The 22667-nt window shown below is 56.7% G+C and carries 19 protein-coding genes and 4 pseudogenes; 10 read left to right on the forward strand and 13 right to left on the reverse strand.

All coding sequences use genetic code 11. The features are described from left to right. Nucleotides 1-193: 193 nt before the first annotated feature. The 5 genes from parA (at nt 194) to C3F42_RS18790 (ending at nt 4649) form a co-directional block, all read left to right on the forward strand. A complete protein-coding gene (gene parA, locus C3F42_RS18765; RefSeq protein ID WP_104444748.1) occupies nt 194-832 on the forward strand; it encodes a ParA family partition ATPase in 639 nt (212 codons plus the stop codon). Next, nucleotides 829-1080, forward strand: coding sequence for a chromosome partitioning protein ParB (locus C3F42_RS18770; protein WP_104445325.1), 252 nt, complete (start codon nt 829-831; stop codon nt 1078-1080). The genes parA and C3F42_RS18770 overlap by 4 nt, the downstream gene beginning before the upstream one ends. Next, nucleotides 1077-1622: a DUF2840 domain-containing protein gene (locus C3F42_RS18775; RefSeq protein ID WP_104444749.1), complete on the forward strand. Its 546-nt coding sequence runs from the start codon at nt 1077-1079 to the stop codon at nt 1620-1622. The genes C3F42_RS18770 and C3F42_RS18775 overlap by 4 nt, the downstream gene beginning before the upstream one ends. Beyond that, nucleotides 1619-2218, forward strand: a complete 600-nt coding sequence (locus C3F42_RS18780) for a S26 family signal peptidase (RefSeq protein ID WP_104444750.1) — start codon at nt 1619-1621, stop codon at nt 2216-2218. Before C3F42_RS18775 ends, C3F42_RS18780 begins: the two co-directional genes overlap by 4 nt. 448 nt (nt 2219-2666) lie before the next feature. Then, a complete protein-coding gene (locus C3F42_RS18790) occupies nt 2667-4649 on the forward strand; it encodes a relaxase/mobilization nuclease and DUF3363 domain-containing protein (protein WP_004883068.1) in 1983 nt (660 codons plus the stop codon). On the opposite strand, the gene C3F42_RS18795 is transcribed toward C3F42_RS18790, so the two are convergent. The 6 genes and pseudogenes from C3F42_RS18795 to C3F42_RS18820 form a co-directional block, all read right to left on the reverse strand. Further along, nucleotides 4642-6096, reverse strand: a complete 1455-nt coding sequence (locus tag C3F42_RS18795; protein ID WP_196636953.1) for a patatin-like phospholipase family protein — start codon at nt 6094-6096, stop codon at nt 4642-4644. The genes C3F42_RS18790 and C3F42_RS18795 overlap by 8 nt on opposite strands. A gap of 155 nt (nt 6097-6251) precedes the next feature. Then, nucleotides 6252-6869 carry a DUF3313 family protein gene (locus C3F42_RS18800; RefSeq protein ID WP_004883071.1) on the reverse strand — a complete coding sequence of 206 codons (618 nt, stop codon included), beginning with the start codon at nt 6867-6869 and terminating at the stop codon, nt 6252-6254. 12 nt (nt 6870-6881) lie between these two features. Next, the gene (locus tag C3F42_RS18805) at nt 6882-7217 is read right to left on the reverse strand and encodes a multidrug efflux SMR transporter (RefSeq protein WP_004883073.1); all 336 of its coding nucleotides are present in this window, start codon (nt 7215-7217) and stop codon (nt 6882-6884) included. A 190-nt stretch (nt 7218-7407) separates the two neighbouring features. Then, nucleotides 7408-10455 (reverse strand): efflux RND transporter permease subunit, encoded by a 3048-nt coding sequence (locus C3F42_RS18810; protein WP_104444752.1) that lies wholly within the window; start codon nt 10453-10455, stop codon nt 7408-7410. Beyond that, nucleotides 10452-10550 (reverse strand): annotated as a pseudogene (locus tag C3F42_RS18815) (AAA family ATPase); the annotation flags it as partial. The gene C3F42_RS18810 and the pseudogene C3F42_RS18815, both read right to left, overlap by 4 nt. A gap of 39 nt (nt 10551-10589) precedes the next feature. Further along, nucleotides 10590-11294 carry an IS6-like element IS26 family transposase gene (locus C3F42_RS18820; protein WP_001067855.1) on the reverse strand — a complete coding sequence of 235 codons (705 nt, stop codon included), beginning with the start codon at nt 11292-11294 and terminating at the stop codon, nt 10590-10592. A 136-nt stretch (nt 11295-11430) separates the two neighbouring features. On the opposite strand from C3F42_RS18820, the gene C3F42_RS18830 reads away from it, so the two are divergent. Further along, entirely contained in the window at nt 11431-12291 is an 861-nt protein-coding gene (locus C3F42_RS18830; RefSeq protein ID WP_002904004.1) for an extended-spectrum class A beta-lactamase SHV-12, read from the forward strand. 20 nt (nt 12292-12311) lie between these two features. On the opposite strand, the gene C3F42_RS18835 is transcribed toward C3F42_RS18830, so the two are convergent. Together C3F42_RS18835 and C3F42_RS18840 are read right to left on the reverse strand one after the other, a co-directional pair. Beyond that, on the reverse strand, nt 12312-13073 hold the full coding sequence (locus tag C3F42_RS18835; protein ID WP_002210513.1) for a DeoR/GlpR family DNA-binding transcription regulator: 762 nt from the start codon (nt 13071-13073) through the stop codon (nt 12312-12314). 327 nt (nt 13074-13400) lie between these two features. Continuing rightward, nucleotides 13401-14672 (reverse strand): annotated as a pseudogene (locus C3F42_RS18840) (methyl-accepting chemotaxis protein); the annotation flags it as partial. A 186-nt stretch (nt 14673-14858) separates the two neighbouring features. Here C3F42_RS18840 and C3F42_RS18845 point away from each other — a divergent pair. Continuing rightward, on the forward strand, nt 14859-16121 hold the full coding sequence (locus tag C3F42_RS18845; protein ID WP_000608644.1) for an IS1380-like element ISEcp1 family transposase: 1263 nt from the start codon (nt 14859-14861) through the stop codon (nt 16119-16121). Nucleotides 16122-16610: 489 nt separating this feature from the next. Here the strand turns inward: C3F42_RS18845 and C3F42_RS18855 are convergent, their stop codons facing one another. The 3 genes and pseudogenes from C3F42_RS18855 to C3F42_RS18865 all read right to left on the reverse strand — a co-directional run. Continuing rightward, nucleotides 16611-17255: a quinolone resistance pentapeptide repeat protein QnrB19 gene (locus C3F42_RS18855; protein ID WP_012954666.1), complete on the reverse strand. Its 645-nt coding sequence runs from the start codon at nt 17253-17255 to the stop codon at nt 16611-16613. A gap of 93 nt (nt 17256-17348) precedes the next feature. Beyond that, nucleotides 17349-17498, reverse strand: coding sequence for a helix-turn-helix domain-containing protein (locus tag C3F42_RS18860; RefSeq protein ID WP_199771030.1), 150 nt, complete (start codon nt 17496-17498; stop codon nt 17349-17351). Continuing rightward, nucleotides 17491-17811 (reverse strand): annotated as a pseudogene (locus C3F42_RS18865) (PAS domain-containing protein); the annotation flags it as partial. The pseudogene C3F42_RS18865 and the gene C3F42_RS18860, both read right to left, overlap by 8 nt. 121 nt (nt 17812-17932) lie before the next feature. On the opposite strand from C3F42_RS18865, the gene C3F42_RS18870 reads away from it, so the two are divergent. The 3 genes and pseudogenes from C3F42_RS18870 to C3F42_RS18885 all read left to right on the forward strand — a co-directional run bounded on the left by C3F42_RS18870 (nt 17933) and on the right by C3F42_RS18885 (nt 20043). Next, the gene (locus C3F42_RS18870; protein WP_001067855.1) at nt 17933-18637 is read left to right on the forward strand and encodes an IS6-like element IS26 family transposase; all 705 of its coding nucleotides are present in this window, start codon (nt 17933-17935) and stop codon (nt 18635-18637) included. Between the two features lie 39 nt (nt 18638-18676). Beyond that, nucleotides 18677-18775 (forward strand): annotated as a pseudogene (locus tag C3F42_RS18875) (AAA family ATPase); the annotation flags it as partial. A 386-nt stretch (nt 18776-19161) separates the two neighbouring features. Next, nucleotides 19162-20043: a carbapenem-hydrolyzing class A beta-lactamase KPC-2 gene (locus C3F42_RS18885; RefSeq protein ID WP_004199234.1), complete on the forward strand. Its 882-nt coding sequence runs from the start codon at nt 19162-19164 to the stop codon at nt 20041-20043. Between the two features lie 249 nt (nt 20044-20292). Here C3F42_RS18885 and C3F42_RS18890 read toward each other — a convergent pair whose 3' ends face one another. Both C3F42_RS18890 and C3F42_RS18895 read right to left on the reverse strand, forming a co-directional pair. Then, complete coding sequence (locus C3F42_RS18890; protein WP_004152397.1) at nt 20293-21612, reverse strand: IS1182-like element ISKpn6 family transposase; 1320 nt, start codon at nt 21610-21612, stop codon at nt 20293-20295. Nucleotides 21613-21745: 133 nt separating this feature from the next. After that, a complete protein-coding gene (locus C3F42_RS18895) occupies nt 21746-22627 on the reverse strand; it encodes a carbapenem-hydrolyzing class A beta-lactamase KPC-2 (RefSeq protein WP_004199234.1) in 882 nt (293 codons plus the stop codon). Nucleotides 22628-22667 lie beyond the last annotated feature (40 nt).

Here is a 22667-nt window from a genome sequence, read left to right on the forward strand (position 1 = left end):
GCAACGAATCCTCGTGCTATCAGGCAACAAAATCGGCTGCAAACCCTTGCCAGCATTGGGTTTCGTCCCCCTCTAACATTCCTAACTTAAATTCTCTAACTTTTAGTAGAAGCGCGCCGTTTCGGTGGACAACCACCAAACGGCACGAATTGCAGGAGCGAAAGGCAGGCTTTCCAGCACGGAGGGCCGCGCCATGATCCTCGCTCTGCTCAACCAGAAAGGCGGCGTCGGCAAGACCACACTCGCCACGCACATCGCCGGCGAACTGGCGCTGCGCAGCCAGCACGTCGTCCTGCTCGATGCCGACCCACAAGGCTCATCGCTTGACTGGACACAGCGCAGATGCCAGCAAGGTTTGCCACGGCTGTTCAGCGCCGTGGGCCTCGCACGCGAAACGCTGCATCAGGAAGCGCCAGAACTCGCCAGGCGGGCCGATCACGTTGTCATCGACGGCCCGCCGCGCATCGCCGCCTTGGCGCGCTCCGCGCTGCTGGCGGCCGAGCGCGTGCTGATCCCGGTGCAGCCCAGCCCCTACGACGTGTGGGCCAGCGCCGAAATGGTTTCGCTGATCCGCGAGGCACAGGTGTTCCAGCCTGCACTGCGCGCGGCCTTCGTCATCAACCGGCGCATCAGCACCACCATCATCGGCCGCGAGGCGCGGCAATCGCTGGCCGAACAGCCGCTGCCCGCGCTGCGCTCAGAAGTGCATCAGCGCATCGTGTTCGCCGACAGCGCGGCCGTTGGCCGGCTCGCCCGCGAGACAGCGCCCAACAGCGCCGCCGCCCGCGAAATCACCGCCCTGGTGGACGAACTGCTGCGGTGGCCGACATGAGCGGCCCACGCAGCAAGCGCGTCGGCATCGGCGCACGTCCGCCCGCGAATCCGCACGCAGAAGCGTGGATTCGCCAGGGCGATGCCGATGCGCTGGGCAAAGGCGACCTCTACACCGCGCGCCTGACCCTGGACATCACGCCCGCCATGCGGGCGCGCATCAAGGTGTCGGCCTTCACGCAAGGCGTGACCGTGGCCGACCTGCTGCGCGCACTGCTGGAACGGGAGTTCCCGGAGAACAGGCCATGAACGCATCCACATTGCCTTCGGCTGGCACAACGACGGCAGCGCTGCTGCCAGTGCCGGCGGCACTCGCTGCGCAAGCCGGTAACACACCGCTGACCCGCGTATCGCTCGCCTACATCGAACCGCGCTTCAAGCTCTACCTGCGCTTCGGCGAACCGGCGCGCACGCTGCGGCTCGACCGCTGGCGGCGCTGCGCGGTGTTCCTGCCGCGTGCAATGTTCTGCCGCGTGCGCTGGGAAGCAAACGACTACGGCACGATCCGCTGGCAACTCATGGTGATGCAAGCCGCCACGCCGCTGGACGACATGCAGCGCATCCCTGGCGTGCGGCCGGGCGCACGCCTGCTGCTGCACGCCGAAGGCGAAAACGCGGTGCGTGCCGTGCTGGAACGCATCGACGACATCGACGCGCAAGGCATCGCCGCCATCGACGTGTCGCCCGCGTACTGGCGCACGCTGGGCAACCGTCTGGCGGCCCGCCTGGCGCTGCCCGAATACACCGCCGAGCGGCACGCCGCCTGGCTGGCCGGAAGGGTGCTGCCATGACGACCCAATCCAACACCACATGCACGCACGAAGCCGCGCCGCATCCTCGCTCGCGCCTGCGCGTTCGCATCGTGCTGGCGGGCTTCGCCGCCGTCGGCCTCGCTGCGTTGGCCTGGGCGGCTTTCGTGTCGCCGCTGCCGCGTCTGACCTACAACCCGTCCGACAGCGTGGCGGTCGGCTGGTATCGCGTCGATCCGCAGCGCCGCGGCACCGACTCGCTGCCATGTCCCTTGTCCGTGGGCAGCGTCGTCCTGACCACGCTGCCGCCAGATGTAGCCGCGCTCGCTGTGCAGCGCGGCTACCTGCCGGCACACGTCCCGCTGCTCAAACGTGTGGGCGCGGTCGCGCCGCAACACGTCTGCATCGTCGCCGGTAGGGTACGCATCGACGGCGTGCCGGTAGCCGCCGCGCTGCCTGCCGACCGGCTGGGCCGGCCGCTGCCATCCTTGCAGCTTTGCCGCCGCCTCGAACCGGGCGAACTGTTCCTGTTGAGCGTGACCAACCCGGCGTCGTTCGACAGCCGCTATTTCGGCCCGGTCAGCGCATCCGCCGTGATCGGCGTCGCGCACCCGGTCTGGTTGGAGACACGCCCATGATGGCCGCCGATTCGCTGCACGTTGCCGTGCATCTCATCGTGCCATCGGGCGTGTCGTTCCGGCTGCTGCTGCCGTGTCGTCGCGCGTGCAGTGCGAGCGCATCCACGCCGCACTTCGCGCTGCCTTCGGCGCAGCCGCCCAACGTGCAGGCGTCTTGCCTCGAACGCGCCCGGCCTGCGGTCGTCGTTGCGTTCGCCGGCGGGCTGGCTGCAAGCAGCACAGCGCCGCCGAGCCCCCGACGCCCGGAGCGACAGCGAAGGGCAAAGGCGGAAGGCAAGACAAAAGGACGCGGCACCTGGCCGCGTCGAAAGCCAGTCAGCACATGGGGGGAACGCGGCACGGAGCGGCTTCGCCACCGTGCCGCGTTTGGCGCGAGGGTCGCGCCAATGCTGGCATGTCCGCGTGCTTCGCACGACAGGACACGCCCAAGCTTGCGGGGAGCGCAGCCATGACCGACAGCCGCGACGACGACTTTCGCGTGCGCCCCAGCGCCCCGAAGAACCGGGGCAAGGGCCAGGGGCAGAGCTTCGTTTCCAAGGTGCTCAAGCAGGCCGGCAAAGCCAGCAGCGGCAAGTCGGCAGTACGCCGTCCTGGCGCGGCTGGCACCGGCCAGCGGCCCGGCTCTCGGCTCGGACGTGGCCACACGGCGGCGCGCTTCGCCGGGGCGAAGCTAATGCCCATGTCGCGGCGCGTGACCATCAAGACCTTGCTGGTCAATCACCAGCGGGCCAGCCCGCAATCGCTCGCCAAGCACCTGCGCTACATCGAGCGCGACGGCGCGGGTCGCGATGGCGAACCGGGCCGGGGCTACGGGCCACAGGCCGACGAAGCCGATCTGGACGCCTTCAAGGAACGCTGCGCCGACGACCGGCACCATTTCCGCTTCATCGTCTCGCCCGAGGACGGGGCCGAGCTGGACGACCTGCGCACCTACACCCGGCATCTGGTGAGCCGCATGGAAGCCGACCTGGGCACGCGGCTGGATTGGGTGGCGGTGGATCACTGGAACACCGACAACCCGCACACCCACCTGATCGTGCGCGGGCGCGACGACACCGGCAAAGACCTCATCATCGCGGGTGACTACATCGCCCACGGCTTCCGCCATCGCGCCGCCGAGCTGGCGACCGAGTGGCTGGGGCCGCGCACCGAACTGGAGATTCAGCAGACCTTGAGGCGCGAGGTGGAACAGGAGCGGTGGACGAGCCTGGATCGCACCTTGCAGCGCGAGACCGGCGAGGATGGCCGGGTGCATGTCGAACGGCTCAACGAGCCGAGGTTGCAACGCCAGCGCCTGCTGCTGATCGGCCGCCTGCAACGCTTGCAGCGCCTGGGCCTAGCCGACGAGGTGCAGCCCGGCACCTGGGCCATTCATGCCGATGCCGAGAAGACCTTGCGTGCCCTGGGTGAGCGTGGCGACATCATCCGAACGATGCAGCGGGCCATGAGCGGCCAGCCGCGTGAGCTGGCGGTGTTCGAGCCGGGCGACGATGGTCGCAGCCTCATCGGCCGCGTGGCCGCGAAGGGGCTTGCCGATGAGTTGCACGACCGAGGCTATCTGATCATCGACGGCACGGACGGTAAGGCCCACTACGTTGCACTGAACGCCCGCGACGAACTGGCGAACTATCCCACGGGCGCTGTGGTAGAGGTGAAGGGTTCGACTGAGGTGCGCACGGCCGACAAGAACATCGCCTCGCTGGCGAGCGATGGCCTGTACCGCACCGATCATCACCTGGTAATCGAGCAGGGCCGGGCTACGCCCGGACGCGACCCGCAGGAAGTCGTCGCCGCTCATGTCCGGCGGCTGGAAGCCCTGCGCCGGGCTTGCATCGTGGAGCGCGTGGCCGAAGGGCTATGGAAGGTACCGGACGACCTGGCCGAGCGTGGCCGCCAATACGACGCGCAACGGCTGGGCGATGTAGCCGTAGAGCTGAAATCACACCTTCCTATTGAACGGCAGGCCCGCGTCATCGGCGCGACTTGGCTTGACCAGCAACTGATCGGCGGTGGCCGTGGGCTGGGCAACTTGGGCTTTGGCGGTGATACCAAGCAGGCCATACAGCAGCGAGCCGATTTCCTCGAAGAACAGGGGCTGGCACAGCGCCGCGGGCAGCGCGTCATCCTCGCGCGCAACCTGCTGGGCACGCTACGCAATCGGGAACTAGTGCAGGCCGCGAAAGACATTGCGGCGGAAACCGGCCTAGAGCATCGCCCGGTGGCCGACGGGCAGCGCGTAGCCGGTATCTACCGGCGTTCCATTATGCTCGCCAGCGGGCGCTACGCGATGCTCGATGACGGCATGGGGTTCAGCCTTGTGCCGTGGCGGCCGGTAATTGAGCCGCGACTGGGACAACAGCTTGCCGCAAAGGTTATCGGCGGAAGTGCCTCTTGGGAACTTGGACGAAAGCCCAGTATCGGTATCAGTTAGATATCAAGGGAAGCTGAGTACCAGGCGCAGTCTGCTTGGCTGCTGTGATTCTTCTTAGAGATTCAATCAATGCCATAAACTCCTTGGATTGCCTCAGTGCTTCGCCTCCCGCAGTTTGCAGGTCCAAGACATCCGTAGCCTCGATCGTGAAGGCTGTGGGCACGCGCAGCAGCGAATGCCGGATCTTGTCGTCCGGCACGTCGTTCAGACTTACGCTTACTACGTAGATTTCTGCGTCGGCCGCAAAGGGGCTGTCCGCTTGGCCACGGGTGCGGACAATCTCGGAACGCCAGTGTTGCAGGTCGTCGTTAAGCATGGCCAGCGTCACCTGGGTCTCGCGAGCGCCGGCACCGAAGATCAGCGACTCAAGTACTTGCGTCGTGCTGGGAACTCGGTCGCTACTGTCCACTCTCTCGCTCAGTCCTCGTTCGGAGTTCACCGTCACCAACACGAGTCGGCGCAAGCTTCCGGGCTTGACCTCCGAGAAATTGGCGCTCATTGAGCCCGAAGCTACTAGCCGGTCTAGCATCAGACGTACGCCGAGGTTGTCGGAGACACCACCGTCCACGAGGTGGATATAGGGCCGATCGTGCGCATTGAGGTAGCTGTCTATGCCGCTTTGCAGGATGCGTGATCTGTAATTTTGCCCTCTGACAGGCAAAGATCGGAGAGGCGGCGGACAGGTATTGGCGTTGTTTCGCACCGTTACGGGCGACAGCACCAGCGGTACTGCCGACGAGGCCGCCACCGCGAAAGACAGCGGCGTTGCATCGAGGTCGGAACAGATTAGCCGGAATTGCTCGGTGGTGAAATCGAAAGGGGCACCGGTCGTGAGGTCGGTTGCCGTGATCATCAGTTCGGGCGCGCCCGGTCGTCGGCGCACGTCACCAAAGGTGCGGCCTTCAAAAAGTTCGTCCAAGCGTTGAGCCAGGATCTGGCTGCGCCCAAACCAAGGTGAAGTTAGTCTATAAAGACGCTCAGGCCACAGAGCTTCACGTATGAGTCGCCCCTCAAAAGGCACAAGCAGAAAATCCGGCTCGAAACGAGTCAGCGTGGCATCGCCGAAGGCCGCGAAGTGCGCGGCAAGGATGCTGCCCCCCGACACTCCGCTGACCAGGAACACCTGATCCAACAGAGTGGTCTCCTGGCCCTCTAGCGCGAAGCGTGTGGCCTTGAGTTCGCGCAGCACGCCCAGGCCGAAGGCCGCCGCCCGAGCGCCCCCGCCTGACAGTGTCACCGCTACAACCACCGGTTGGTTGACCTCCGACGGCCTGATGCGTTGGTCGTTCTCGGCGAGAGACATTAAGGCGGCGTCGGAAAGTGTCGGGTTGATCCAAGGACGGTAAGTGGAACACCCTGTCAGAACTACCGTTGCCAGCACACCGGCCAAACTCCATCGTGTGAATTTACACACCTCCAGGCGCTTTACCTCTGCAAGCAGCACCACGCAGCGTTTCGAATAGACAAGAACGAGAAACGCCGGCAATTTTGCGACGAAGCAGAGCCACTCCAGAATGCTGCAGACGTTACAAGAACGGCACCCTACGAATCCCCTTGATGAGGCTCCTCGCGATCCGCGCGAAGTTATGGAATAGCAGCTATTCACGAGCCAGCACTCCTCCAAGCGCTATTGATCCGTTCAAGGCAGGTGGTGATTGCAGACTTTGCATGCCCGAGCAGTGTGTAGGAGCCTTTGAAATCCGCGAGAGCGTTGCCGTGCTCGAAGCAGCTAGCAGCAGCCACCCGACGATCTGTTTGTTCATCTACTGCCTCAAACTCCAAACTAGCTCCCCCAGTTGTCACTGGTCCAACAAGCAACGTCGTTAGGGTGTTGACTGCTCTATTGGGCGTCTCAATGGTCGTAATTGCCACACGCACACGTATGCGGCCTGACGATGCGGGAGCTTCGGACTTAGTTTGGAGATGTCGCAGTTCACTGTTGACGTGATCGAGAAGCTCTCGCACTTGCTCAGCTTCAAGCCCACCTATGCGTCCAGTTGCCGTCACTACCTGAGCATCCTCGACTAATATTTCCCGGTAACGACTGGGTTCAAAGCCTGGCGCCTTGAAGAGCAGAACATTTTCGTACTTCGTTTTTCCCAATACATCGTAATCACCAAGAAACCCTGATCGAGTCATTCCGTTTGAAGCACAGCCAGATAAGGTTGCCGTGAGGCCTGCCAGCAGCACAAAATGGATTAATGAAATAGGGCGTTTCATATATATTTTCATTTATCCCATTTTCAGACAGACGATGCCAGCAACAACCAGCGCAATTCCAACCCAACGTATCAAGGAGGCGGTATCGCCGAACACATACACGCCCACGAAAAACGCGCCCAGCGAACCGATGCCGGTCCAGACCGCATAAGCTGTTCCTATGGGGATCTGTTTAAGAGATAACCATAGGAAAAAGCCGCTGGCTGCCATACAGGCAACTGCAATCGCCGGCCCCACGTAGCGCATCGCTGCATTGGCCGCACCCATCTTGAGGCCTAGTGGCCAACCGATTTCGAACAGGCCGGCAATCAGTAGAACCAACCATGGATTCCATGACAACGGGTTCATATATTTCTCCAAATCTATTCAGTGAAAATTGATTATCAAAGCATCAAAGCATCAAAGAATAGGCAGTAGGCGGTCAATTCGCTCTGCTTCTGATTTCTTCTTAAACTCTCTGATGGCGAGAATCTGTCTCCCCGATCTCTCCGGCCACGAGAGAGATCGGGGGAAGCGTGTGGACAGTTACGCTGAGGGATCAGACCGGTTGCACTGGTTGTTGTACCGCCTCGTGACTCCGTTTGCTGCCCGGCCACTTCATTCCGAACAGCACCTCGTAGAGCAACGGAATCAGGCCAAGCGTCACGAGCGTGCCAAGTGCGAGACCACCGATCATGCCGATGGCCATGCCCTTCCACAGCGGCCCCGCAAACAACATCAGGGGCACGAGACCCGCGATACAGGTCACCTTGGTCATCACGATTGGACGCAGCCGCTGCATCGCAGCTCCCACCAGGGCTTCATGTCGGGCGAGACCTTCCGAGAGGCCGTGTTCAATTTGTTCGAGCAGAAGAACGGCGTTGTTGACGATGATTCCGAACAGCGCAAGCACCCCGAATGTCGCCATGAAGCTGAAAGGAGTGCCTGTTGCCTTCAGTGCAATCACGACCCCAATCAACGTGAAGGGAATCGTTGCGAGAATCACGATCAGCTTGCGGAAGGAGTTGAACTGCCAGATGAATAGCAGCAACATCGCCAGAAGAGCGAACGGCATGTAGTGCGTGAGCGATGCATTCGATTCAGCCGATTCCTCAATTTCTCCACCAAGCTCTATGGCATAGCCTGCAGGTAGTTCAATTGCGGCGATCCGAGGTGCGAGGTGATCCACGATCTCTTGCGCGGTGTATGCGGTGTTCTGCCCCTGAACTGTGACTGTACGAATGAGATTGCGGCGCTGGATCACAGACGGCTCGCTAGCGAGCGTGACATCGGCCACTTGCGCCAGGGAAACCGGCTGGCCACCCGACGCTGGATAGATGGTCGTCGAACCAACGTCCGCAGTGCTGCGCCGATCATTGGACGTCCCGCGCATCACGATTGGCACGCTGGTATCGCCATCTCGGATCACAGAGATCGACTGGCCGATGTAGCGGGTGCCAAGCCAGGCAGCTATGTCGTCGGTGGTGACGCCAGCACGTCGCGCACGATCTTGATCGACCCGAACATCGAGACGGCCGACACGGGTATCCCAGTTGTTCTTGATGTTGGCCGTACCTGGCAGCTCCCGTAGCGCGGACTCAATTTTCGCCGCCGCATTCATCAGCACCTCATGATCCGGCCCACTGACCCGGTAGACGGCTGTGCCGGCTTCGGTAGTGCCTAGCGAGAACCGCTGAGGCTCTGCGCGTACATCTCCATGATGCTGCGCGAAGTAAGCCCGAGTTCGGGCAATCACGACGTCAATGTTGGTGCCTGCCTTGACCGTCACGACAAAGTACGCGATGTTCGATGCTGGCAATGGGGGATTGAGCCCAAGGATGAAGCGCGGCCCACCGTCAGCGACGTAGCCAATGTGATCCGTGATTTCGGGGTTGATTTCTTGATCACCGAGCCAGCCGCTCACTTCCTTCACTTTGGCAAGAGTGAGCCGTGAATCCGTTCCAGGGGCGAGCTGCACCGGTATTTGGAATTGAACTCGGTCGGACTTCGGCAAGAAGTCGTATGGCAGTGTCGTGAATCCGTACAGAGCTACGGCCAATGCACCCGTCATCACACCAACGTAGATCGCCTTGTGGTCAAGCACCCACTCAAGCAACTTGCGATAGCCGCGATAGAAGCGTGTGTTGTAGGTTTGCGCGTCATTCGCCGGTTGATGATGCACTTTGGTGAAGTGGTAGCACAGCAGTGGAGTGACGGTCAGACACAACAGCCAAGATCCGAGTAACGTGAGCGCGAGGACAATGACGAGAGAGCGCAGATACTCACTCGTCGCACTCTGGCCGAAGAAGAACGGGGAGAAGGCGATGACGATAACCAATGAGGACGTCAGCAGCGGCAGTGCGAGGGTACGACCCGCTTCGAGACAAGCCTGTTTGCGGTCTTCACCGGCTGCCAAGCGCCGTTCAATGTCTTCGGCAATCACGATGCCGTTGTCTACCAAGAGCCCCAAAGCGATGATGATGGCTGCCATCGAAACACTTTGCAGCTCGATGTTCAGCGCGCGCATCACGATCAGTGCCCCCAGAATGGTAAGCGGCACGATCATCCCGACGATGAATCCTGTGCGCCATCCCAGGAAAAGGACGACGACGCCGAGCACGATGACAATCGTTTCGATCATCACCTGGTTCATCTTGCCCATTTCACGTTTGACGACGTCTGCCTGGAATGTCACATAGGAGAGCTCGAAACCTGCGGGCAGAAGTTTCTCAAGCTCGGCCACACGGGATTTGAGGGCTACGCCGAATTGCTCCACGTTCTGGCCCGAGGTCATGGACACTGCCATCACTACGGCAGGCTGGCCCTTATAGACTGCAGCAGACTCGGGAGGATCTGCAGGTTGTACCTGCACGCGCGCAAGCTCTCCCAGTGAGATTGAAGGAGCAGGCGAAGCACCGCGCGCACCCTGAGCTTGCGCCATCATGATCGGCAACGCGCGCAGCGAAGCGGCGTCGCGAACCTCTCCACTAACAGCCAGCGAAGCGTTGATGCCACCGATGGCGATTTGCCCGCCTGAAAGCACGACGTTTTGTTTAACGAGTTGATCGATCACCCCTTGTGGGGTCAATCCAAGCTGGGCTAGTTTTGGTCGATCAAATTCGAGATAGACGCGCTCTTCCTGCAAGCCGTAGAAGCTGATGCGATCAACGCCGGGAAGCGCGTATAGGCGATCGCGCATCTCTTTCAACGACACACGCATTTCGCCCATGGAGTAGCCCGGCGCGGTCACCGCAATGGAGGCCACGGCAACACGGCCGAAGTCGTCGTTGACAAATGGCCCCAACGTACCCTGTGGAAGCAGAGGCTGAGCATCGGCAACCTTCGCGCGAACGCGCTGCCATATGGGGGCTAGGTCGGTGTACCGCTCCCAGATCGTGACCTGTATGACGGCCCCGCCCGCGCGAACGGTTGTGGTTACACGCTTGACCTCGGCATCCACGTTACGGACGGCCTCAGGAAGTCCTGGCCAAGCCCCGACTATTGGGGCGCGAAGATAGCACCGAGGGTACGCCGGTGTCAACACCAACTGAAAACTGACCCACTTTACCCCTGAATCACCAAAGTAATACTGACCCACCTGGATCATTCGGGTTTGGAATTTTTCCTGACCACTCCCGCCTTCCTCTTGTCCTTCAAGCGGTAGCTTTCGCCGCTCAGGGTCAGGATATGGCACTGTTGCAAAGTTAGCGATGAGGCAGCCTTTTGTCTTATTCAAAGGCCTTACATTTCAAAAACTCTGCTTACCAGGCGCATTTCGCCCAGGGGATCACCATAATAAAATGCTGAGGCCTGGCCTTTGCGTAGTGCACGCATCACCTCAATACCTTTGATGGTGGCGTAAGCCGTCTTCATGGATTTAAATCCCAGCGTGGCGCCGATTATCCGTTTCAGTTTGCCATGATCGCATTCAATCACGTTGTTCCGGTACTTAATCTGTCGGTGTTCAACGTCAGACGGGCACCGGCCTTCGCGTTTGAGCAGAGCAAGCGCGCGACCATAGGCGGGCGCTTTATCCGTGTTGATGAATCGCGGGATCTGCCACTTCTTCACGTTGTTGAGGATTTTACCCAGAAACCGGTATGCAGCTTTGCTGTTACGACGGGAGGAGAGATAAAAATCGACAGTGCGGCCCCGGCTGTCGACGGCCCGGTACAGATACGCCCAGCGGCCATTGACCTTCACGTAGGTTTCATCCATGTGCCACGGGCAAAGATCGGAAGGGTTACGCCAGTACCAGCGCAGCCGTTTTTCCATTTCAGGCGCATAACGCTGAACCCAGCGGTAAATCGTGGAGTGATCGACATTCACTCCGCGTTCAGCCAGCATCTCCTGCAGCTCACGGTAACTGATGCCGTATTTGCAGTACCAGCGTACGGCCCACAGAATGATGTCACGCTGAAAATGCCGGCCTTTGAATGGGTTCATGTGCAGCTCCATCAGCAAAAGGGGATGATAAGTTTATCACCACCGACTATTTGCAACAGTGCCAACGCCGGGTTATTCTTATTTGTCGCTTCTTTACTCGCCTTTATCGGCCTTCACTCAAGGATGTATTGTGGTTATGCGTTATATTCGCCTGTGTATTATCTCCCTGTTAGCCACCCTGCCGCTGGCGGTACACGCCAGCCCGCAGCCGCTTGAGCAAATTAAACAAAGCGAAAGCCAGCTGTCGGGCCGCGTAGGCATGATAGAAATGGATCTGGCCAGCGGCCGCACGCTGACCGCCTGGCGCGCCGATGAACGCTTTCCCATGATGAGCACCTTTAAAGTAGTGCTCTGCGGCGCAGTGCTGGCGCGGGTGGATGCCGGTGACGAACAGCTGGAGCGAAAGATCCACTATCGCCAGCAGGATCTGGTGGACTACTCGCCGGTCAGCGAAAAACACCTTGCCGACGGCATGACGGTCGGCGAACTCTGCGCCGCCGCCATTACCATGAGCGATAACAGCGCCGCCAATCTGCTGCTGGCCACCGTCGGCGGCCCCGCAGGATTGACTGCCTTTTTGCGCCAGATCGGCGACAACGTCACCCGCCTTGACCGCTGGGAAACGGAACTGAATGAGGCGCTTCCCGGCGACGCCCGCGACACCACTACCCCGGCCAGCATGGCCGCGACCCTGCGCAAGCTGCTGACCAGCCAGCGTCTGAGCGCCCGTTCGCAACGGCAGCTGCTGCAGTGGATGGTGGACGATCGGGTCGCCGGACCGTTGATCCGCTCCGTGCTGCCGGCGGGCTGGTTTATCGCCGATAAGACCGGAGCTAGCAAGCGGGGTGCGCGCGGGATTGTCGCCCTGCTTGGCCCGAATAACAAAGCAGAGCGCATTGTGGTGATTTATCTGCGGGATACGCCGGCGAGCATGGCCGAGCGAAATCAGCAAATCGCCGGGATCGGCGCGGCGCTGATCGAGCACTGGCAACGCTAACCCGGCGGTGGCCGCGCGCGTTATCCGGCCCGCAGCACCTCGCAGGCGTGCCGGGCGATATGACTGGCGGCGGCATCGGAAAGATGCCGGTCGGTAATGATGGTGGTGAACCGGGTCAAAGGTAACGCCATAAACGTGGCCACCTGATTGTATTTCGAACTGTCGCACAGCAGGATGCTTCTCGCGCTGACCTGGCTGACGGTCTCCTTGACGGTAACCTTGTTCTCATCAGGGGTGAATATCCCGCGACTGTCCCAGCCGCTGGCGGAGATAAAGGCCGTATCGATAGCCAGGTGGCGTAACGTACGCGCCGCCGATTCGCCCACGCAGGAGCGGTTCTCCCGGCACAGAGTGCCGCCGGTGTGGATCACGCCGCACTGGCTGGCATCGATCAGCAGCTGGGTTATCTCAAAATCATTGGTGACCACCTGGAGATCGTTCCGGTCGAGGATCGCCCGCGCCAGCGCCAGGGTGGTAGTCCCGGCATCCAGATAGATGCAACTGTTTTTAGCGATATGACTCGCCGCCAGCGCGCCGATCGCCTGTTTCTCCTCACTCTGCAGCGTGCTTTTCACCAGATGACTGGGTTCCGCGGCCAGCCGGCTGACGGCGCGTACGCCGCCCGAGACGCTGACCAGCAGCCCCTGCTCCTCCAGTTTACTGACGTCCCGACGGATGGTCATATGGGACACGCCGAGGATCTCCGTCAGCTCGTTAATGCTTACCGCCCCACGCTGCTCCACCAGGGCTAAAATACGCTGATGTCGTTCTATTGGAATCACCGCTCTCCCCTTACCATTTTTTCACACCAGGCGTCACCACCCAGGCTACGGCCCTGGCGACACCCGGTGTTGTTATCGCGCTTTGCCGCTGTTTTTTACGCTATTTTAGGGCAAGAATCGCCGCTGTGCAGCCTCTTTGGGGGAACCGCAGAATTCGGAAAAAATCGTACGCTAAGCTAACGGTGTTCTCGTGACAGCTCTTTGACTAGGCTTTCTAAGGCCATTCTGATAGCCCTGACTTCCTGAAAAGCCATGGCTAAAATTTGTGCGGCTAAAAGGGATAACCGATGGTAAAGTAAGTTATCCCTGTCGAGATACTGAAAAGCGTTATCCTCGTTTTTCCCAAAACTGTTTTGCCAGTTCGCTCAGAGCGCTAGTTAACTGAGCGACAGATTTCGCACTTTGCAAATTATTCTGCCCGGTCTGTACATTGGTATCAGCAGCATCGCGTATATTGATAATACTGCGGTTTATGTCTTCACTTACTGCTCCCTGCTGCTCGACCGCAGTCGCTATTTGCGCGTTCATGTCGGTAATTTCGTTAACGCGTTGGCCAATTCCATCAAGAGCTGTAGCTGCTTCCTCTGCGTGAGCTACACTCGTGTGCGCTTGCCGACTACTTTGCTCCATGACTGTAACAGCGGATTGCGCTCGCTCTTGTAGAGCGCTGATCATGCTTTGAATATCCGTTGTCGATTGCTGTGTGCGAGCAGCAAGACTGCGAACCTCATCGGCGACAACAGCAAAACCACGCCCCTGCTCACCAGCACGCGCGGCCTCAATTGCTGCGTTGAGTGCCAACAAATTCGTTTGCTCGGCGATCCCTCGTATAACGTCAAGAACTTTTGATATCTCGTTACTTTGACCTTCAAGCTCATGAATAACCTGAGTGGCTTGCCTAATTTCACCTTCAAGGGCAGTGATTGACTGGCTTGTGTGGGCTACCAGACGCTGGCCAGATGCCGTCTCAGTGTCTGCTCTTCCGGCCGCATCTGCAGCATGCTGTGCATTGCTCGCAACCTCTTGAATGCTTGCCACCATTTGGTTTACTGCCGTTGCTATTTGATCTGTCTCTGCCTGCTGCTCAACTGTAAGTACATTGCTTGACTCAATATCCTTTAGTAGGCCTCGGGTGTGTTCGCTAAGCCGATTTGATGCATCACCTATGCGACCTACTATGGCGCCTGTTTCAGCTTGCATCATTCGTAAAGCAAACTCTATTTGGCCAAACTCATCGGTGCGCCCAGTGTAGAGGGATTGACTTAATGGGTTATTGGAAATATTCCTGGCTCTTTCAACCAGTCTTCCAAGAGGAGAGAGAATAGCCAAAACACTAACAGAGCTTAAGCTTCCTGACATTAAAGTGGCTAACAATAAGCTGCTTATTGATGTATCAGTAAGCATGCCGGCAGCCATTGCGCTTGATATAATACTACCCCATATGAGCAAGAGTATTTTCACGGAAAAGCTAGCAGCCAATTTCGGCCTCGCGGCCTTCCCGCTTCTCAATTGAGCATATAATTTTTCCGCAGCCAAAACCTGCTCAGGTTCAGGCTTGGTCCTTACAGACTGGTATTCAACAATCGAACCATTCTTAGCCCTAGATTCTACGTCAGTACTTCAAAAAGCATAATCAAAGCCTTGATAAATATGCATTCCTTCGAAATTCAGCTTTCACCCATTGGGTGAAAGAAAAGTGCTCAAAAATATGTTAAATTATCAGCTTTTATGACTCGATATATGGTAAAATAATAGTAAGAAAAGTAGTAAAAAGGGGTTCTAATTATGATTAATAAAATTGATTTCAAAGCTAAGAATCTAACATCAAATGCAGGTCTTTTTCTGCTCCTTGAGAATGCAAAAAGCAATGGGATTTTTGATTTTATTGAAAATGACCTCGTATTTGATAATGACTCAACAAATAAAATCAAGATGAATCATATAAAGACCATGCTCTGCGGTCACTTCATTGGCATTGATAAGTTAGAACGTCTAAAGCTACTTCAAAATGATCCCCTCGTCAACGAGTTTGATATTTCCGTAAAAGAACCTGAAACAGTGTCACGGTTTCTAGGAAACTTCAACTTCAAGACAACCCAAATGTTTAGAGACATTAATTTTAAAGTCTTTAAAAAACTGCTCACTAAAAGTAAATTGACATCCATTACGATTGATATTGATAGTAGTGTAATTAACGTAGAAGGTCATCAAGAAGGTGCGTCAAAAGGATATAATCCTAAGAAACTGGGAAACCGATGCTACAATATCCAATTTGCATTTTGCGACGAATTAAAAGCATATGTTACCGGATTTGTAAGAAGTGGCAATACTTACACTGCAAACGGTGCTGCGGAAATGATCAAAGAAATTGTTGCTAACATCAAATCAGACGATTTAGAAATTTTATTTCGAATGGATAGTGGCTACTTTGATGAAAAAATTATCGAAACGATAGAATCTCTTGGATGCAAATATTTAATTAAAGCCAAAAGTTATTCTACACTCACCTCACAAGCAACGAATTCATCAATTGTATTCGTTAAAGGAGAAGAAGGTAGAGAAACTACAGAACTGTATACAAAATTAGTTAAATGGGAAAAAGACAGAAGATTTGTCGTATCTCGCGTACTGAAACCAGAAAAAGAAAGAGCACAATTATCACTTTTAGAAGGTTCCGAATACGACTACTTTTTCTTTGTAACAAATACTACCTTGCTTTCTGAAAAAGTAGTTATATACTATGAAAAGCGTGGTAATGCTGAAAACTATATCAAAGAAGCCAAATACGACATGGCGGTGGGTCATCTCTTGCTAAAGTCATTTTGGGCGAATGAAGCCGTGTTTCAAATGATGATGCTTTCATATAACCTATTTTTGTTGTTCAAGTTTGATTCCTTGGACTCTTCAGAATACAGACAGCAAATAAAGACCTTTCGTTTGAAGTATGTATTTCTTGCAGCAAAAATAATCAAAACCGCAAGATATGTAATCATGAAGTTGTCGGAAAACTATCCGTACAAGGGAGTGTATGAAAAATGTCTGGTATAATAAGAATATCATCAATAAAATTGAGTGTTGCTCTGTGGATAACTTGCAGAGTTTATTAAGTATCATTGCAGCAAAGATGAAATCAATGATTTATCAAAAATGATTGAAAGGTGGTTGTAAATAATGTTACAATGTGTGAGAAGCAGTCTAAATTCTTCGTGAAATAGTGATTTTTGAAGCTAATAAAAAACACACGTGGAATTTAGGTATTTGTATTGAGGATGTCAGTAAACGGGATGACATGGCTGAAGTTGAGATTATAAATAAGACATGGCTTCATGATTCGGGAGTGGTTATTCGTTGTTCTCGCGAAAATGAATTGGTTAGATATTCATCAAATTCCTGTCCAGAATGCAGCATTAGATGGCATGTCGTTGATGCGGTAGGTCAGGATATTCGTCCACTGGAGAAAACGTTTCACAATGCTTGCCAGGAGTCGTACTGGTTAAAAGTAAATCGTCAAACGCATCTCCCGGTGTAAACGCTGAACTAACCAATCACAGCGATGCCAAGCCGCTCCATGAGCAACGATGCCTGGTAGCTGTCTAACTTAACGCCTTGTAAATCAACACCCCGAATATCTAAGTCACCTAACTCCGAATTGGTCAGATCGCAATGTGTGAAGTTTGCTGCTCGCCAGTCGAAAGTCGAAAACTCGCCGCCGGAGAGATCTGAACCACTGAACGTCGCACCCAGTACCTGAGTCCCCATCCAGCGGTTTTCCCACAGCTCACACTTTTCCAACACGACTTTCGAAAAATTGGCGTAGCTTAGATTAGTATTAGTGATATATGCGCTGCAAAACCAGGTGCGCGTGGTGATCATATTCATAAAGCTTGCACCGCGGAAATCTGCGCCTTGTGCGCGGCAGTGGCGAATTTCAATGCCCAAGGCACTGACGTTGCGGAAATCTGCCATTGATAAATCACAGCTTTTGAAAATGGCATCTTTCAGCATTGCGCGACTAAAATTGCACCCTTTCTGACTTTCGCGATCATAGAACTGGCAGCCGATAAATTCAGTGCCGCTCAGGTCGGCACCTGAAAAATCGCAGTTAAAAAATGTACTATTTTCAACTTTCTCACCGGTGAAGCGATTTCTGTCAATTTTTTCGCCAACTAATGCCAGAGTCATATCTATGCCTGTGTTTTTATACAGTAATGACGCCATGGTAAACCTTATGACGTTATGCGTCAAACCCGCCAGTATGACACCTGCAAATGCGTATTAGATCTGGTGTTTCTTCAGCAAGGCACGTAGCTGATGATAAGTCAGACCCAGTAATTCAGCGGCTTTTTTCTGGTTAAATTTAGCCTGCTGTAAGCTGGTTTGTAGAAAGTCTTTCTCTTGCTGCTGCTGGAATTCACGCAGATCCAGCGTTAGCTATTGGCGTTACATAAGCACTTACCCAATAGTGGTCGCCATTTTTACAGCGATTTTTTACTAGCCCCATCCATGAGCGGCCAGATTTTAATGTACTCCACATATGCTCAAATGCAGCAGGCGGCATATCTGGGTGTCTTACGATGTTGTGAGGCTGGCCTAATAGTTCTTCCTCAGTGAAACCACTGATTTTAATGAAGTCAGGATTAACGTACGTGATATGGCTTTGAGGGGAGGTAGTCGAAAGAATATTGGCATCTTTTGGGAGTTCTAAGTTTCGACCCGTCACTGGTAAATTCTGGCGCATAAGAACCTCAAGGGTTGGCTGTTTTATTTTATTGTTTTCGGCATTAAGCCCAATTTCTGGCACTGTTGCAAATAGTCGGTGGTGATAAACTTATCATCCCCTTTTGCTGATGGAGCTGCACATGAACCCATTCAAAGGCCGGCATTTTCAGCGTGACATCATTCTGTGGGCCGTACGCTGGTACTGCAAATACGGCATCAGTTACCGTGAGCTGCAGGAGATGCTGGCTGAACGCGGAGTGAATGTCGATCACTCCACGATTTACCGCTGGGTTCAGCGTTATGCGCCTGAAATGGAAAAACGGCTGCGCTGGTACTGGCGTAACCCTTCCGATCTTTGCCCGTGGCACATGGATGAAACCTACGTGAAGGTCAATGGCCGCTGGGCGTATCTGTACCGGGCCGTCGACAGCCGGGGCCGCACTGTCGATTTTTATCTCTCCTCCCGTCGTAACAGCAAAGCTGCATACCGGTTTCTGGGTAAAATCCTCAACAACGTGAAGAAGTGGCAGATCCCGCGATTCATCAACACGGATAAAGCGCCCGCCTATGGTCGCGCGCTTGCTCTGCTCAAACGCGAAGGCCGGTGCCCGTCTGACGTTGAACACCGACAGATTAAGTACCGGAACAACGTGATTGAATGCGATCATGGCAAACTGAAACGGATAATCGGCGCCACGCTGGGATTTAAATCCATGAAGACGGCTTACGCCACCATCAAAGGTATTGAGGTGATGCGTGCACTACGCAAAGGCCAGGCCTCAGCATTTTATTATGGTGATCCCCTGGGCGAAATGCGCCTGGTAAGCAGAGTTTTTGAAATGTAAGGCCTTTGAATAAGACAAAAGGCTGCCTCATCGCTAACTTTGCAACAGTGCCATATCCTGACCCTGAGCGGCGAAAGCTACCGCTTGAAGGACAAGAGGAAGGCGGGAGTGGTCAGGAAAAATTCCAAACCCGAATGATCCAGGTGGGTCAGTATTACTTTGGTGATTCAGGGGTAAAGTGGGTCAGTTTTCAGTTGGTGTTGACACCGGCGTACCCTCGGTGCTATCTTCGCGCCCCAATAGTCGGGGCTTGGCCAGGACTTCCTGAGGCCGTCCGTAACGTGGATGCCGAGGTCAGGCGAGGTGGCCGACCCATGAACGCCGACCTGATTCGTTTTTCAATAGCGCTGGACGTTGTGGTGCCAGGGACTTACCAACCCGATGTGTGCCCATCCGGGGCAGTTACAGCCGTTACAGCCTCTGGAGAGGGAGCGGCTTGCCGCTCGGTGATAATCCCAGCTGTAGCGGCCTGATTACATCCGGCCGCTACACCTAGCTCCACCTTCAAACAAGGAATATCGTTGATGTCACTGTATCGCCGTCTAGTTCTGCTGTCTTGTCTCTCATGGCCGCTGGCTGGCTTTTCTGCCACCGCGCTGACCAACCTCGTCGCGGAACCATTCGCTAAACTCGAACAGGACTTTGGCGGCTCCATCGGTGTGTACGCGATGGATACCGGCTCAGGCGCAACTGTAAGTTACCGCGCTGAGGAGCGCTTCCCACTGTGCAGCTCATTCAAGGGCTTTCTTGCTGCCGCTGTGCTGGCTCGCAGCCAGCAGCAGGCCGGCTTGCTGGACACACCCATCCGTTACGGCAAAAATGCGCTGGTTCCGTGGTCACCCATCTCGGAAAAATATCTGACAACAGGCATGACGGTGGCGGAGCTGTCCGCGGCCGCCGTGCAATACAGTGATAACGCCGCCGCCAATTTGTTGCTGAAGGAGTTGGGCGGCCCGGCCGGGCTGACGGCCTTCATGCGCTCTATCGGCGATACCACGTTCCGTCTGGACCGCTGGGAGCTGGAGCTGAACTCCGCCATCCCAGGCGATGCGCGCGATACCTCATCGCCGCGCGCCGTGACGGAAAGCTTACAAAAACTGACACTGGGCTCTGCACTGGCTGCGCCGCAGCGGCAGCAGTTTGTTGATTGGCTAAAGGGAAACACGACCGGCAACCACCGCATCCGCGCGGCGGTGCCGGCAGACTGGGCAGTCGGAGACAAAACCGGAACCTGCGGAGTGTATGGCACGGCAAATGACTATGCCGTCGTCTGGCCCACTGGGCGCGCACCTATTGTGTTGGCCGTCTACACCCGGGCGCCTAACAAGGATGACAAGCACAGCGAGGCCGTCATCGCCGCTGCGGCTAGACTCGCGCTCGAGGGATTGGGCGTCAACGGGCAGTAAGGCTCTGAAAATCATCTATTGGCCCACCACCGCCGCCCTTGCGGGCGGCATGGATTACCAACCACTGTCACATTTAGGCTAGGAGTCTGCGCGGCAGAGCCGTGTGACCGGTTTTCTGTAGAGCACTGACGATGGCGGCGGCGCTCTCTGCAATTGGCAAGGCGTCGGCGCCAAGGATACCAATCTTGCGGCGCGCGGCGTGTTATGACGACTGGGGTGCATTTGAGCCGCCCCATTTAACCTTCGCCCTCACAGATACGCCATTCGCCTCAGATTTAGCGCCATGCAGACGAGCTTCCACTCGGCTTGCACCTTGTCCAGGCCCCTCATGCTGAACTGACGCAATCCCATCACCGCCTTGATCCAACCATTCGGAGCCTCCACGATCGACTTGCGCCGGCGGTAAGCTGCATCGCCTTGCTCCGTTTTCAATTTCGCCGCAATCGCCGCCGTATGCGGATGGGTCTTGGCATTGACCTTGGCATCTTCACGTCCCTCGCGGCCGAGGGCAACGATGACATCGCCGTGGTGATCGGCGACCTTTGCCAGAACAGCCTCACTACGGAATCCCGCATCCGCCAGCGTCTGGGCCGGCATTTCTCCGGTGTTGGCCTGAACTGCTGCCAGCATGCCCAGCAGCGCCTGACTGTCCGCGGCGCAGTTGGTCAACTCCGCCGCCACGATGATCTGGTGCTCGGCATCGACCGCTGTGTACCCGTTGTAGCTCTGCTCGGAGCCACCACCGGCGTGTTTCATGATCCGGCTGTCCGGATCGGTGAAGCTTTCCTGATCACGGTCATCCGGCACACCAAACTCGCGTTTGTACGAGCCACCGCCCTTGTCCGAGCCATCCGGATGGCGAGGCCGGCGGCCATCGTCTTCGCTGCGCCCCCGGGCCTGGTCCGCTTCACGCTGGCGCGCTTCCAGGCGCGCCTTTGCCGCCTGGATCGCCTCCAGGCGCTTCTCGCGGCGAGAAATCTCGGCAGGAATGTCCAGCTCCGGCTCGTTACGCTCCTGGTCGTCGGTAGCCTTGGCGCGATCAAGCAGCGCCTTGATCTCGCAATGCAATTCGTCCTCGGCCGGCTTCATGCGCTTATAGCTCATCGCCTTGTGGCGGCTGGCGTTGGCTTTTACCTTGGTGCCGTCGACCGCGATCGTGCCAAGCTTCACCAGCCCACATTCGCGCGCCAGTTGCACCACCTGAACGAACAAATTCTCAAGCTCGGTCAGGTGTAGGGCACGGAAGTCACTCAGCGTGCGGTGGGCCGGGAAGTTTCCAGCGGCCAGCACACGCAACGCGACATCCTCGTACAGCTTCCTGGCTAGTTTGCGCGAAGAGAAGACGCCGCTCGCGTAACCATAGATCAGCACTTTGACCATCATCGCCGGATGAAACGGCTGATTGCCCGGACCACCGCCGGCATACCGGGCGTGGAATGCGCTCAAGTCCAGCGTATCGACAGTCTCGCTGATGAAGTAGGCAAGATGCCCTTCAGGTAGCCACTCTCCCAGAGAAGGGGGCAGCAGATAGGATTGGTCGGGTCGGTAAGGAAGGTAACTGGCAGCCATCCCCGTATCGTCCTCGATCTTCCGCCGATTTGGCTTCTGCCGCGCAGGCTCCTAGCCTAAATGTGACAGTGGTTGGTAATCCATGCCGCCCGCAAGGGCGGCGGTGGTGGGCCAATAGATGATTTTCAGAGCCTTACTGCCCGTTGACGCCCAATCCCTCGAGCGCGAGTCTAGCCGCAGCGGCGATGACGGCCTCGCTGTGCTTGTCATCCTTGTTAGGCGCCCGGGTGTAGACGGCCAACACAATAGGTGCGCGCCCAGTGGGCCAGACGACGGCATAGTCATTTGCCGTGCCATACACTCCGCAGGTTCCGGTTTTGTCTCCGACTGCCCAGTCTGCCGGCACCGCCGCGCGGATGCGGTGGTTGCCGGTCGTGTTTCCCTTTAGCCAATCAACAAACTGCTGCCGCTGCGGCGCAGCCAGTGCAGAGCCCAGTGTCAGTTTTTGTAAGCTTTCCGTCACGGCGCGCGGCGATGAGGTATCGCGCGCATCGCCTGGGATGGCGGAGTTCAGCTCCAGCTCCCAGCGGTCCAGACGGAACGTGGTATCGCCGATAGAGCGCATGAAGGCCGTCAGCCCGGCCGGGCCGCCCAACTCCTTCAGCAACAAATTGGCGGCGGCGTTATCACTGTATTGCACGGCGGCCGCGGACAGCTCCGCCACCGTCATGCCTGTTGTCAGATATTTTTCCGAGATGGGTGACCACGGAACCAGCGCATTTTTGCCGTAACGGATGGGTGTGTCCAGCAAGCCGGCCTGCTGCTGGCTGCGAGCCAGCACAGCGGCAGCAAGAAAGCCCTTGAATGAGCTGCACAGTGGGAAGCGCTCCTCAGCGCGGTAACTTACAGTTGCGCCTGAGCCGGTATCCATCGCGTACACACCGATGGAGCCGCCAAAGTCCTGTTCGAGTTTAGCGAATGGTTCCGCGACGAGGTTGGTCAGCGCGGTGGCAGAAAAGCCAGCCAGCGGCCATGAGAGACAAGACAGCAGAACTAGACGGCGATACAGTGACATCAACGATATTCCTTGTTTGAAGGTGGAGCTAGGTGTAGCG

The organism is Pseudomonas sp. PONIH3, assembly GCF_002934345.1.
Taxonomy (GTDB): Bacteria; Pseudomonadota; Gammaproteobacteria; order Pseudomonadales; family Pseudomonadaceae; genus Aquipseudomonas; species Aquipseudomonas soli.

Coding starts and splice junctions, on each gene's coding strand:
- parA (WP_104444748.1), top strand. CDS start 194: ATGATCCTCGCTCTGCTCAACCAGAAAGGCGGCGTCGGCAAGACCACA.
- C3F42_RS18770 (WP_104445325.1), top strand. CDS start 829: ATGAGCGGCCCACGCAGCAAGCGCGTCGGCATCGGCGCACGTCCGCCC.
- C3F42_RS18775 (WP_104444749.1), top strand. CDS start 1,077: ATGAACGCATCCACATTGCCTTCGGCTGGCACAACGACGGCAGCGCTG.
- C3F42_RS18780 (WP_104444750.1), top strand. CDS start 1,619: ATGACGACCCAATCCAACACCACATGCACGCACGAAGCCGCGCCGCAT.
- C3F42_RS18790 (WP_004883068.1), top strand. CDS start 2,667: ATGACCGACAGCCGCGACGACGACTTTCGCGTGCGCCCCAGCGCCCCG.
- C3F42_RS18800 (WP_004883071.1), bottom strand. CDS start 6,869: ATGAAACGCCCTATTTCATTAATCCATTTTGTGCTGCTGGCAGGCCTC.
- C3F42_RS18805 (WP_004883073.1), bottom strand. CDS start 7,217: ATGAACCCGTTGTCATGGAATCCATGGTTGGTTCTACTGATTGCCGGC.
- C3F42_RS18810 (WP_104444752.1), bottom strand. CDS start 10,455: ATGATCCAGGTGGGTCAGTATTACTTTGGTGATTCAGGGGTAAAGTGG.
- C3F42_RS18820 (WP_001067855.1), bottom strand. CDS start 11,294: ATGAACCCATTCAAAGGCCGGCATTTTCAGCGTGACATCATTCTGTGG.
- C3F42_RS18830 (WP_002904004.1), top strand. CDS start 11,431: ATGCGTTATATTCGCCTGTGTATTATCTCCCTGTTAGCCACCCTGCCG.
- C3F42_RS18845 (WP_000608644.1), top strand. CDS start 14,859: ATGATTAATAAAATTGATTTCAAAGCTAAGAATCTAACATCAAATGCA.
- C3F42_RS18855 (WP_012954666.1), bottom strand. CDS start 17,255: ATGACTCTGGCATTAGTTGGCGAAAAAATTGACAGAAATCGCTTCACC.
- C3F42_RS18870 (WP_001067855.1), top strand. CDS start 17,933: ATGAACCCATTCAAAGGCCGGCATTTTCAGCGTGACATCATTCTGTGG.
- C3F42_RS18885 (WP_004199234.1), top strand. CDS start 19,162: ATGTCACTGTATCGCCGTCTAGTTCTGCTGTCTTGTCTCTCATGGCCG.
- C3F42_RS18890 (WP_004152397.1), bottom strand. CDS start 21,612: ATGGCTGCCAGTTACCTTCCTTACCGACCCGACCAATCCTATCTGCTG.
- C3F42_RS18895 (WP_004199234.1), bottom strand. CDS start 22,627: ATGTCACTGTATCGCCGTCTAGTTCTGCTGTCTTGTCTCTCATGGCCG.